Source organism: Corynebacterium sp. zg254 (assembly GCF_024701495.1).
GTDB lineage: Bacteria > Actinomycetota > Actinomycetes > Mycobacteriales > Mycobacteriaceae > Corynebacterium > Corynebacterium zhongnanshanii.
In genome coordinates this window covers 29,716-42,199 of sequence record NZ_WIAR01000004.1, presented here as the reverse complement: position 1 = coordinate 42,199, position 12,484 = coordinate 29,716, and the positions used below count along the sequence as shown (strand labels likewise).

The following is a 12,484-nucleotide window of genomic DNA, read 5'->3' as shown; positions in this document are numbered from 1 at the left end:
GGCTTACGTGAACAGCCTACTGCAGACGGGTGACATCCTTAAAGATGTTTTTGGGGTTGTGTGTTTAGTTGAATTGCACTTCGATTTCTGAGTGGCCGAGGGCGATGATGTCTCCGTGGGCGAGGAGCCAGTTGTCGACGGGGGTTCCGTTGACGGAGGTTCCGTTGGTGGAGTTGAGGTCTGTGAGGACTGCGTCGAATCCGTCCCATTGGATTTCGGCGTGTTGGCGGGAGACTCCTGTGTCTGGGATGCGGAGGTCTACTCCGTTGCCGCGTCCGATGATGTTGGCGCCGTCTTTGAGTGTGTAGGTGCGGTCGGATCCGTCGCGGAGGACGAGGGTGACGCGGATTTCTTGGTTTTCGCCGGTGTAGCCGTGGCCGCCTTGGGTGGGTTGATGTGGTGCTACTTGTGCGATGACTTCGGTGCCGGGGTAGCTGGTGGGTGGGTTGGCGATGTCTGCCTGGTTGGGTTGGTTGTTGTGGGTGGGCTGGTTGTTGTTGATGAGGTCGGCGAGCTGTTCGTTATTTTTATTGTCCGACGCCCACCTCTCGTCCCACTGCTGTTCCGCTGCCGCCTGGGCGTTGTGTGTGGTGGGGTTGGGGGCGTTGTGGGTTTCGAAGCGTGCTTCTACGCGGAGTTGGCCGGTGTGGAGGTTGGGTTGTGGTGTGACGTTGACGAGCACGGGGCTGGTGGTGGTCCAGTTTTGGTTGCGGATGAAGCGTGTGAGGCGGTCGGCTAGGTCTTCGGTGAGGCGTGGCCGGCTGGCGAGCATGCTGTCCAGGTCTTGCTGGCTGACTTCAACGTTGAAGGTGTTGGGGGCCAGGAGGTTGCCGTGTTGGTCGGACATGATGGACTCTTCGGTCTGTTGTTTGAGGAGTTCGTCGATTTCGATGGGCACTACTTTGCCGCCGAAGACGCGCGCGAAGCCGTTTTCTAGGCCGCGTTGCAGAGAGTTGTCCAGCTTTTTGAAGCGTCCGAACAAGTCCATGTCATACCTTTCTGTGTGCCTGAGGTGTGTTGAGGCATTGCTGCCTAGTATAGGGCACGGCTGCTGCAGGTGAGATATTTGCGGCGTGGGTGCGTGTTCGTGTGGCGGGGCGTGCGTGCGCTGTGACCTGCTGTTTTGTGGTGTTTTGGGGCTCGATTTGTGTGTTGTGAGTATGTGCTGCTAGTATTTCTTTTCGTTGCTACGGCAGCTTCTGCGGTTTGTTTCAAACGCACTCGGGCGAGTGGCGGAATGGCAGACGCGCTGGCTTCAGGTGCCAGTGTCCTTCGGGACGTGGGGGTTCAAGTCCCCCTTCGCCCACAGTGAGCGGTTTTTCGCTCTGTTCAGGCCGATGGCCACCAACTTCGTTGAGTTGGTGGCCATCGGCTTTTTCGTGTGCCTGGGCCCGTTCCTGAGGATTTTGAATTTGATAATAAGAATATCACAGTTTAATCACGTTCTTAATATATTTCCATACCTATTGTATCCCACAGGAAAGGTTATAAATGAGACTCATTTCACTTTACCCCTGTGGGGATATGCTATACCCGCTGTGACCTGCATTGATGCTGACACGCCGATGCTTTCATGGTTGCTTCTGTTACTCAAGTGATAATTTTTTACCCCCGTAAGGATGAAGGGTGGAGCAGTTCTCTGGGAAATCTGTTGTTGCTTTTCTTAGGAAGTGATTAAGTTGTTGCCGTTCCCTACATACGTCGGGTTCTTCGCAAGAGCTAGTCTCTGTCCGCGCAACACGCTGCGGAGGCTAGCGACGTTTTTCAAAGGACTAGTTATGGCTAATCTTCGTGGACGTAATGTCCGTGCAGCCGGAAGCTCCGTTTTGGGCCTGGCTTTTAAGGACCGCATGAAGTCGGTCGCTGGCGCAGTGGCCGCGCTAGCTATTGCCACTTCTGGCGTGGTCGTTGTCAACAACTCCATGGCTCCGGTGGCCTCCGCGCAAGACGGTGGCATCGACCTGGGTGCCTCTGCATCGCCGCAGCCGCTGGGGGACATCAATGGAATCGGCAAGAACGCGATTCACTCTCCGGCCAACGAGGGTGAGCGCAACACTGTTTCCGGTACGGTTTGGGCCGAGCGCGGCAACATTCCTGGTGGAGGTAAAGACTCGCTTACCTTCGCCTCCAACACCAAGCAGGATGTTGGTGTAGAAGGCGTCAAAGTTTTTGTTCAGTGGGTTGATGGGTACAAGGGTCCTCGGCCGGCCGTTTCTCCGGTATATTATGCGGTGACCGACGCCCAAGGTAACTACCGGATTAAGATGAAGGATTTCCGGGACGCTACCGGCAGGAACAGAATTTTCAGTGCAAACGCTGATGTGGCGCCAACGTGGCGTGAGAAGATTCGTATCTGGGTGGAGATCCCAGAGGATCTTAAAGACAAGTACAACTTTGGGTGGGGCTATGCCAATATCCTAGCTCCCAAGACCTTCGTTGCGGATCGTTCGATTGACGCGCGCTGGCGTGGTGAGCGTGTAACCGGTGCCGATCAGTTCCTTTTCCCTAAGTACAACCAGGAAGAGAAGGAAGTTCTCCATAAGCCACAGAAAGACTGGGCTGACAATGATACCCGGCATCGGACGGATAAGCTGGGACAGCTTTCTGGCCGCATCTACTGGGATTACGGTGGGTATGCTCCGCCGGCAAATGCCTGGAAGAATATTGTGTCTTACGATGCCGAAAATGACAGGGGCATTGGTGGGCAGAAGGTTGTTGCTTCGTATCTAAGTGATCACGCGATCTCTCAGATCAAGAAGTACGTGGAAGAGAATAAGGGCACCATTTTCGGGGGCAAGAGCCTGCGCGGTGACGGTTGGACTTACGAGTATGAGGCCAAGCTGCAGGAGTGGATCAAGCAGCAAATTGCTGAGAACAAGAATGGTGAAACTCCGTGGATCGCTGAGTCTGTGGTGACGACTAGTGGTCAGGATGGTCAATACACTATCCAGTTCAATGGAACTTATGGCCATACCTGGGACCAAGCCGGAAGCGTCCCACTCAAGCCTGCCTCATCGGATCAGGAAAACTACTTCCATAACGTGGATTCCACGCCGTCGGCAGGAGACTTTAGGCAGGGTAAAGCTTCCTCTACTGCGCGCTCGAAGCACATCAACTGGGAATGGATGATGGTCTCTCTTGTGCAGGAGGACGGAACTTTGGGTCCTGTTGAAGGTGCAGGCCTAGTTGATCCTTGGCGCGGTGGATTCTGGTCTGGACGCGTGGGGTCTAACTTCGGTAACTTCTACAAGAACAGGGAATTGGGTGACGTTGCGTGGAATGCATTCAATTACCTTCACGATGAGAGGGTATCTGTCGGGATCAATACCGACGATGCTGAATGGCGGGAAGTGAATTTCGCCCACACTTTGGCTCAATCCACCTTCCAAGTAGTGAAGTATGATACATCCGCTAATGTCGCAAAGCCTGGTGACAAGGTGGATACTCAAGGAGGTGGCTACCCAACCCTCGGTGGCACCAAATATGACATCGTGTGGACTGCCGTGGATAGTTCTGGCAACGAAGTGGAATTGAATCCGGAATCGAGCGTCTGTAAGGGCTTGGTCCCTACTGACGGAGGATTGTTGCCATCTTGCTCCATCACGGTGCCGGAGGATCTGCAGAATTCTACTGTATTCACCGCGACGCTTTACTCGATCAACGATAATGGCACGCGCTCAGACATCCCGATTGCAGTTGACAGTTTCCTTGCACAGGTCGATGCAAAGGTTCCTCTTTATGATGATGTCAAACTAAAGCCTGGCACTACCGCGTTGTCTTCAGTTCAGGGTCTCGATGACAATTCGACTCCTGAGGTGGAGAAGGAACCCGTTCCGCAAGAGGCTACCTTTGCAGCTGTGAAGCCTGACGAGGCTGAATGGATTACGGATGAGGAGGGCTTCATTACTGGCCAAAAGTTCAGTTTGACGAACCAAGAAAACTTTGGCTACGCCTTTAAGGTCGATCCGGACACTGGCGAGGTAACGTTCAAGGCTCCGAAGACCAAGAGTGATCCGGAGAAGCCGACTCAGCAGATTCCTTTCACTGGCGTGTTCGATGTTCCGGTAGAGATGACGCTGGACGGTAACAAGAGCTACGCTATCGCAACGTTCGAAGTTACTGAAGCAGATATTGAAGAGGGAACTGACGAGGAAAAGGGGCCTGATTACACCCCTGAGTACCCAGGCAAGAGCTTCACCTACACTCCTGACGGTGGTGAAGAGCTGAAGACTGAGAAGCCAGGCTACTTGGCGCCTGCCGGCCAGCTCACTAACGCCGACGTGGTCTACAAGACTAAGGAAGGTGGCGTGGAGAATAAGCCTGGCGAGGACGTTGCCTCCTATAAGTTGAAAGAAGGCTTCGAAGCTCCTAAAGGCTACACCATAACTCTCGACGATGAGACTGGCCAGATCTCCGTTGATGTCGTTGAAGCTGGTAAGGATGGTGCTCGTCAAGAGGTTGTTGAGGTCCCGGTCGTTGTGTCTTACACTGACGGCGCTGAAGAAGACGAAGCAATCGCTGTCTTCTATCTCGACACCGATGGCGATGGTATCCCGGATGTTATCGACGATGACGATGACGGCGATGGTGTGAAAGATAAGGATGATACTGGCCCGAACCATCACCCGAAGGATCCATTCGATACCAAAACCTATGTGACTGGTGACCCGAAGGTTGTTGCGCCAACTACGGATAGGCAAGACACCGGCATCGTCGTTCACAACAAAGATGAGGGTACCAGGATCGTTGCTACTGATGCAGTAGGTAATAACCCCAAGGTTGAGGTCGATGAGGAGACTGGAAAGATCTACGTCATTCCGGGAACCAATGTCGTGGAACGAATCTCGCTGGTTATTTATGACGAGGACCTGCCGAGGGGCTCCGTTACTAAGGAGCTCCAGATTAAGGAGAATCCGACCCAGGCCGACCTCAATGATCCGAAGGGTCAGGATCAGACCGTTAAGGTCGGCGAGAACCCAGATCCGAAGGGCAACATTGTTGATGCTGACAAGCTGCCTGAGGGTACGACGGTTGAGTACAAGGATGGTAAGACTCCGGATACTTCTAAGCCTGGTGAGCAGAACGTCACTGTTGTGGTGACCTATCCTGATCAGTCTCAGGATGTGGTCGAGGCGAAGCTGAAGGTTGAGAAGAACCCAACCACGGTTGACTCTGGCAATGTGAAGCCTGTTGATCCGTCTGGTCAGGAGCAGGATACGGGTATTGTTGTCATGAACAATGACGATAAGACCACGGCTACTGCCAAGGATAAGAATGGTAAGGATGTTCCTGCCAAGATTGGTGAGGACGGTAAGGTTACCGTCACGCCGGGCGCTGATGTTGAAGGTCCGATTACTGTGACCATCACTGATAAGGATCTTCCTGAGGGCAAGGTTGAGGTTAAGGTTCCGGTCAGGACTGATGCTGACAAGAATGATCCGAAGGGTCAGGATCAGACCGTTAAGGTCGGCGAGAACCCAGATCCGAAGGGCAACATTGTTGATGCTGACAAGCTGCCTGAGGGTACGACGGTTGAGTACAAGGATGGTAAGACTCCGGATACTTCTAAGCCTGGTGAGCAGAACGTCACTGTTGTGGTGACCTATCCTGATCAGTCTCAGGATGTGGTCGAGGCGAAGCTGAAGGTTGAAGAGAAGCCAGCTGGCACTAACCCAGATACTTCCGGATCCTGGAAGAAGCTCGAGAACTGCTTCGACACGTCGTCACAGATGAATGTCAAGAACCCATTCCTGTGGCTGGTGCCACTGGGACTGCTGTCCTTCATCAAGATCCCACCACAGATCCAGCAGCAGATTGACTCCATCTCTGCTAACTTCAACTCCACGATCACTCGGGAGCTGCAGAAGTTCGGTATCAGCCTGCCTCACTTCGAGGTCCCAGCTGCACTGAACATCAACACCTACCTGACCATGGAACAGCAGCGTCAGCTGCTGGGAGGTGCAATCATCGCAGCCGGCCTGGCAGTAACCAGCGCCTACGTTGCACTGGGATGTGACTGGGGTGGACGTCCAGTCGAACCTGAGAAGGAGGGCAACGGTTCCGCAACCGGCTCCGGAGAAGCACTGAAGAAGCTGGCTGAGGATCCGAAGAACAACATCGGCTCCGGCAACAAGAAGGCCAACCAGTCGACCTCCGCTCCAACCGAGACTGAGACCCCTGACGCCTCTGCACCCGCAGAGACCTCAGAGGAGCCAGCTGCAGACGCAGACAGCGCAGCAGGTGACAGCAACAACTAAAAAGCTGCACACCAGCTCACCCCGGTAACCGCCGGGTAGTGACCCACTACCCGGCGGGCTAGCCCCTCGGCTAGCCGGACACTGCTGAAGCACAAGGTATGAAGCCCACCGTCTGTCCACGCACTACCAGCGTGGACAGACGGTGGGCTTTACCCATGCGCACCATGCACTGAGCGCCACCCAGTGCCTACCGCGCAGCACATCCCCACCGCACAGTACTTACACGCTGAGAAGCTCTCACTCCACACGCCACATCGCGGTCAACACTCCAGCGCCAACCTGCCGATCCTCACCACCAGCCAGACGCACCACCACAGGCTCCCCACACCGGCCGGCCACCACACGCTGCCACCCGCGCAGCACCTCCACCGAAGCCGAGCGCCGCTGAGCAGTCACCACCTGGATCGCCCGATCACACACCACCACATCACCCGAATCCAACACCCCCACAAAAACAGCACCACCTAGTGCTGAGCGCGAGCACCCGGACAGATCCACAGCGCTGGAAGTGCCACCAGCAGTACCACCGGCAGTGTCACCCGCAGTATCGCCGAACAGTTCCCACTGCTTCTCCAACACGGTCATGCGCACCACCCGCCCCAACGAATGCACAAACCCGGAACGATCCTCCACCGCCAACTCTCCACCCGGCCGTGAACTCAACACCCGGCCCACCGGCCACACCACCGGCTGCATCTGTCCAGAACGCGCTATCAACATCCCATCGGCCGTGAACGTCACCCGACGCACCGGCTCGCACGTCTCCACCAACACCGTCACACCCGCGCCAGCGGCCGTCACACTACAAGGGTGCAACTCGGACAGGTGGGTGAGGGCAAGAGACAGTTCGGCGTCGGAGGATAAGGACCCCACACCCAGCCCCGCCAATTGAGCCCAGACCTGCGGCAAGGACACAAACGGCTGGCCCTCCCACGCAGCACGCAGCAGTTCGGTCATCTCCAGGAAATGATCGGGGCCAGCGGGCAACGCAGACAGCGCAGACAGCGCGGATGGCGCGGGGGAGGACTCGCCAGGGACATCAGACATCATCAACACTCTTAACAACCAGGGGCACGATACCCACCCACGATACCCAGCCACGCCACCGGGTGATGTGAGGCCTCGCGTGTAGGGTGGGGATCGTGGCACAATTCCTCTTTCACGTTGGTCGATGGTCCTACCTGCACAAATGGGTGGTCATCTTAGTCTGGCTGCTCGCGCTTCTCGGCGTGACAGGCAGCGCACTGAGCTTCCAAAAAGGCTTCAACGACATCTTCGCCATCAACAACGTGCCCTCCACCCAGGCCACCGAGATCCTGATGGACAAGTTCCCCGGTACGGACAACCCGGCGGCGTCCGCGGACGTGAACATGGTGTGGCAAGCCCCCGAAGGTCACCGCCTGGACGAACCCGCCTACATGGAGGCGATGGACCGCACCACCCAGACGATCAAGGACACCGTGCCGCAACTAGGCAGCACCCTGCGCTGGGGCAACCCCGTCACCGTGAACCACGCGCAAACGGACGCGATCGTGGACCAACTCACCAACCAGGGCCTGCCGAAAGCCACCGCCACCAAGGACGCCTACACGCAACGTGTCCTATCCGACGACGCCACCATCGGCACCTCCACCTTCTCCTTCGACGTCGCCCTCCCCGCCGAAGTGACCGACGCCGACCGCGCTGCCGTGGAAGCCGCCGCCCAAATCTCCCGGGATGCTGGGCTGCGCGTGGAGATCGGTGGGCCTGGATTTGGAGACCCGATTGAGATCGAACCCATCTCCGAGATCGTGGGCGTGGTGGTGGCCCTGATTATCCTGGCGATTACGTTCATGTCCCTGCTGGCGGCGGGGCTGCCGCTGATCAGCGCGCTGGTGGGCGTGGGCATTGGTGCGTTCCTGACCGTGGGCGCCACCGCCTTCGTGCCGTTGAACTCCATGACGCCCACCCTGGGGCTCATGATCGGCCTGGCCGTGGGAATTGACTATGCCTTATTTATTATGGCGCGCTACCGGGATGAGCTGGCGCTCGGCCGGTCTAGGCCGGATGCGATCGGGCTGGCCTGCGGCACGGCAGGTAGCGCGGTGGTGTTCGCCGGAGTGACGGTGATTGTGGCCCTGGTGGGCCTGAGGCTAGTGAACATCCCGTTCCTGTCCGCGATGGGGTACTTCGCGGCGGCCTTCGTGCTGGTGGCAGTGCTGCTGTCCCTGACGTTCCTGCCCGCGCTGCTGGGGCTGCTGGGCCGTCGGGTGTTCAAGAGCGAGGCGAGCTGCACGCCGCGGGAAAGCGTGCGGGAGGACGGCCGCGCGACGGGGCCGCAGGTGCACGGCACGAAGGAGAACCTGGGCACACGGTGGGTGAAGCTGGTGCACCGGTTCCCCGGTGTGGCGCTGGCTGTGGTGATGGCGGTGTTGGCGCTGCTCACGCTGCCGGCGTTGAACCTGCAGCTGTCTCTGCCGAATGACACCACCAGTAGTGTCACGTCCACGCAGCGGCAAGCGGCGGACCTGCTCGCCGAAGGATTCGGCGAGGGCCGCAATGCTCCGATGCTGGTGCTCGTGGATGCTGAGCACGCGCGGGCAGATGCCACTGTGTTGGCGCCGTACATCGGCGGGGCGGACGCGCGCCCGGAGGCAGACGCAGCGGCGGACGCGCCCGCCTCGCCACAACAGGCCGCGTTCATCTACGCGATGGACCAGCTGCAGAACAACCCGGAAGTGGAACACGCGCAGCTAGTCGGACAATCCGAGGACGGCACCACCGCACAGCTCGTGGTCACCCCCGTGCACGGACCACGGGAAGAATCCACCGTGCAGTTGATCCACGCCCTGAGGGAACAGCAGGCGGACATCGAACGCGAAACGGGCGTGACCATGGGAATCACAGGCTTGATCCCCATCCAACAAGACGTCACAGACACGCTGAAGAAGGCCATGCCCATCTACCTCGCGCTGGTGGTGGGGCTGGCCCTGGTGCTGCTCATGATGGTCTTCCGCTCTCTGCTGGTGCCACTCATGGCCGCCGGCGGTTTCCTGCTGTCCGTGGGCGCGGCCTTCGGCGTGACCGTGCTGGTGTGGCAGGAAGGCCTGTGGGACCTGTGGGATTCTCCCGGCCCGCTCATCAGCTTCATGCCGATCTTCCTGATCGGCGTGACCTTCGGGCTAGCCATGGACTACCAAGTGTTCATCGTCAGCCGCATGAGGGAACGCTATATCCAGGAATCCCAACGCCTTGCGCAGGACCCGGACTACACCTACAGCGCCACCGAGGACTCCGTGATCCACGGCTTCGGCCTCGGCGCGCGCGTGGTGACCGTGGCCGCGCTCATCATGATCGCGGTGTTCGTGTCCTTCATCTTCCAGCCCCTGCCGTTCATTCAGATCTTCGGCTTCGCGCTCGGCGCCGGCGTGCTCTTCGACGCCTTCCTGATCCGCATGACCGCCATCCCCGCGCTCATGCTCCTGGCCGGACGAGCCACCTGGTACATGCCGAAGTGGCTGGACAAGGTACTCCCCACGCTGGACGTGGAGGGGTCCTCCCTGGAGAAGGCGTTTAGCTCCGGGAAGATCACGCGCCACGAGGGCGCCGCGCGCGACTAGCGCGGCTAGCCCAGCCGCGCCTCCCAGCCCTCGCCGTAATACCGGCTCATAAACTCCGCGCGATACTCCACAAAACGCCCCTCCTCGATGGACCGCCTGATGTTATCCACCAACGTGATCATGAAGTGCAGGTTATGCATCGTGCACAACGTCCCCGCCAAAAACTCCTTTGCCTTCAACAGATGGTGGATATACGCGCGCGAATAGTTCTCGGAGACTTCGCCGCCCACTTCGGCGTCGATGGGAGAAAAATCATTCTTGAAACGCGCATTGGTCAAGTTCATCCGACCATCCAACGTGTACACCCCGCCACGTCTGGCCAGGCGCGTCGGCGCCACACAATCGAACGTGTCCGCCCCCGCGGCCACGCCCGTGAACAGGTCGTCCGGCTCGGAGATCCCCAGCAGGTGGCGCGGCATGTTTTCCGGCAGCTCCTCACACACCCAGTTGACGATCGTCCCCAGGTTCTCCTTCTCCAACGCCCCGCCGATGCCGTAGCCGCCGAAGCCGCGCCGCCCGTCTGCAATTGCGGCGTCGGACAGTTCCACCAGGCCGCGCGCGGCCTGTTTCCGCAGGTCTTCGTACTGCGCGCCCTGCACCACGCCCCACAGAGACTGCAGCGGCTTATCCTCGCGCAGCACAGTCTGCCGGTAGTGCTCCTCCAGGCAGCGCTGTGCCCACCGATGCGTCCGCTCCACAGACCGCTCCTGGTAGTGGCGCGTATTCACCAGCGTGGTCAGCTCATCGAACGCGAAGATAATGTCCGCGCCCAACTGGTGCTGGATCTGCATGGACACCTCCGGGGTGAACCGGTGCTTCGACCCATCAATCACACTGCGGAAATCCACACCATCCTCGTCCACCACGGCCATGCGCTTGGACTGTTGCGCCACAATGTCCTTCTTATCCAGCCCCTTCGTGTCCATCGCCAGGACCTTCTTGAACCCCACGCCCAGGCTCATCACCTGGAACCCGCCGGAGTCCGTGTAGGTAGGTCCGTGCCAATTCTCAAAAGCGGCCACGCCACCGGCCTGGTCCACGATCTCCGGGCCTGGCTGCAAATACAGGTGGTACGCGTTGGACAGCACCGCCTGCGCCCCGGTACTGCGCACCTGCTGCGGCGTGAGGGTCTTTACGGTCGCCTTCGTGCCCACGGGAATGAACGCGGGCGTGTGGATGTCGCCGTGCGGCGTGTGAATCACCCCGGTGCGCCCATGCCCCTGGTTTTCGGTGTTCACGCTGGTCACGGGGTTACCGGCGGCGTCGATGGCGGAGGCGGTCTGCCGCGGGGCGGAGTCAGGCAGGCGCGTGTCCTCCTCCAGGCGGGTGCCTAAGCTGAAGGTTGTGTCTGTGTGGCGCTGTTCGGCGGTCATGGGAACCCAGTCTACTGCGGGGTGCGACGCGCGCGGGTTAGGCTGGGGGAGTGAGCACCAGCACCCAACCCGCCGGCCGATACGCGCCCAGCCCCTCCGGCGACCTGCACATCGGCAACCTCCGCACCGCCGTGATCGCGTGGTTGCGCGCTGCGGGCAGGCTGGCGTTGCGCATTGATGATATCGACGCCCAGCGCACCTCCCCACACTTCACCTCCCGCCAACGGGCCGACTTGGAGGAGCTGGGGCTGCGCTTCGTGGGGCCGGTGGCGCGCCAACAGGAGACGTATGAGCATTACGAGTCCGCGCTGCAGGACTTGCAGCGGCGCGGGCTGGTGTACGAGTGCTTCTGTTCGCGCCGGGACATTCAGGACGCAGTGCGGGCACCCCATGCCATCCCGGGGCGCTATCCGGGGACATGCAGGGACCTGTCTGTGGAGGAGGCCGGGCGGAAGAGGGAAGAGTTGGCCGCCGGGGGTTCCCGGGGTGGGCGTGTGCCGGCCTTGCGGCTGCGCTCTGACGTGTCATCGTGGGAGGTCACGGAGCTTTTCGCGGCGGAGGCGGACCCGCTAACGCGGGTGTACGCCGGGGACGTGGACGACATGGTTCTACGGCGGGGAGGGAACATCCTTCCGGGGTGCGCGCCGGGCGAGCCGGGGGACGACGGCGCCGGCGGGCATGCGCGGGACTACGCCTACAATCTGGCCGTTGTTGTGGACGACGCCCTGGCGCACGTCCGCGAGGTTGTCCGCGGTGACGACCTGTTGAGCTCGGCGCCGCGCCAGGCGTACCTGGCGCACCTGCTGGGTCTGCCGGAGGTGCAGTATGTGCACGTGCCGTTGGTGGTGGGGCCGGAGGGCAGGCGTTTGGCGAAGCGTGATGGGGCGGTGACGCTGGCGCAGTTGAGGGCGGTGGATCCGGGGGCGTCGGCGCGGGTGTTGGAGTGGATTCTGGGCTCGCTGGGTGGCGCGGCCGCGGGCTCCGCGGGAGCCGCGGAGCGTCTGGCCGCCACGAGCGCGGCCCCCGCGCCGGCTGATACAGCCGCCGCGAGCTCTAGCGCCGCAGCCGGGGGAGCCGCCGCGAACGCCGCAGCTGCCGAGGCTGCTGCTAGCGCCGAGAGCCTCGCGGACCGGAACCACCGCGTGCTCCTCGAGGCTCTAGAGTCCTTTGATCTGGGCAAGCTCCCGCGGGACTCGGTCCCCTTCGACCCCGACCACTTCATTTCCCCATAACACTCCGCGCCGCGCGCCGAGCG

General features: G+C 60.0%; 6 protein-coding genes and 1 tRNA gene. 4 read left to right on the top strand and 3 right to left on the bottom strand.

The annotated features are described in order from the left end of the window. Positions 1–64 precede the first annotated feature (64 nt). Positions 65–988: a DUF3662 and FHA domain-containing protein gene (locus GC425_RS09900; RefSeq protein ID WP_151844801.1), complete on the bottom strand. Its 924-nt coding sequence runs from the start codon at positions 986–988 to the stop codon at positions 65–67. Positions 989–1,223: 235 nt separating this feature from the next. On the opposite strand from GC425_RS09900, the gene GC425_RS09075 reads away from it, so the two are divergent. Then, positions 1,224–1,306: transfer RNA gene (locus GC425_RS09075), tRNA-Leu, on the top strand. A 472-nt stretch (positions 1,307–1,778) separates the two neighbouring features. Continuing rightward, entirely contained in the window at positions 1,779–6,257 is a 4,479-nt protein-coding gene (locus GC425_RS09070; RefSeq protein WP_151844800.1) for a Rib/alpha-like domain-containing protein, read from the top strand. A gap of 237 nt (positions 6,258–6,494) precedes the next feature. On the opposite strand, the gene GC425_RS09065 is transcribed toward GC425_RS09070, so the two are convergent. Then, positions 6,495–7,304 carry a hypothetical protein gene (locus tag GC425_RS09065; RefSeq protein ID WP_151844799.1) on the bottom strand — a complete coding sequence of 270 codons (810 nt, stop codon included), beginning with the start codon at positions 7,302–7,304 and terminating at the stop codon, positions 6,495–6,497. Positions 7,305–7,399: 95 nt separating this feature from the next. Here GC425_RS09065 and GC425_RS09060 point away from each other — a divergent pair, with 95 nt between their 5' ends. Next, positions 7,400–9,856, top strand: a complete 2,457-nt coding sequence (locus GC425_RS09060) for an MMPL family transporter (protein ID WP_257823258.1) — start codon at positions 7,400–7,402, stop codon at positions 9,854–9,856. 5 nt (positions 9,857–9,861) lie between these two features. Here GC425_RS09060 and tgt read toward each other — a convergent pair whose 3' ends face one another. After that, positions 9,862–11,229 (bottom strand): tRNA guanosine(34) transglycosylase Tgt, encoded by a 1,368-nt coding sequence (gene tgt, locus GC425_RS09055; RefSeq protein ID WP_257823257.1) that lies wholly within the window; start codon positions 11,227–11,229, stop codon positions 9,862–9,864. A 50-nt stretch (positions 11,230–11,279) separates the two neighbouring features. Here tgt and GC425_RS09050 point away from each other — a divergent pair, with 50 nt between their 5' ends. Then, positions 11,280–12,461 (top strand): glutamate--tRNA ligase family protein, encoded by a 1,182-nt coding sequence (locus GC425_RS09050; protein ID WP_151844796.1) that lies wholly within the window; start codon positions 11,280–11,282, stop codon positions 12,459–12,461. Positions 12,462–12,484: the final 23 nt, after the last annotated feature.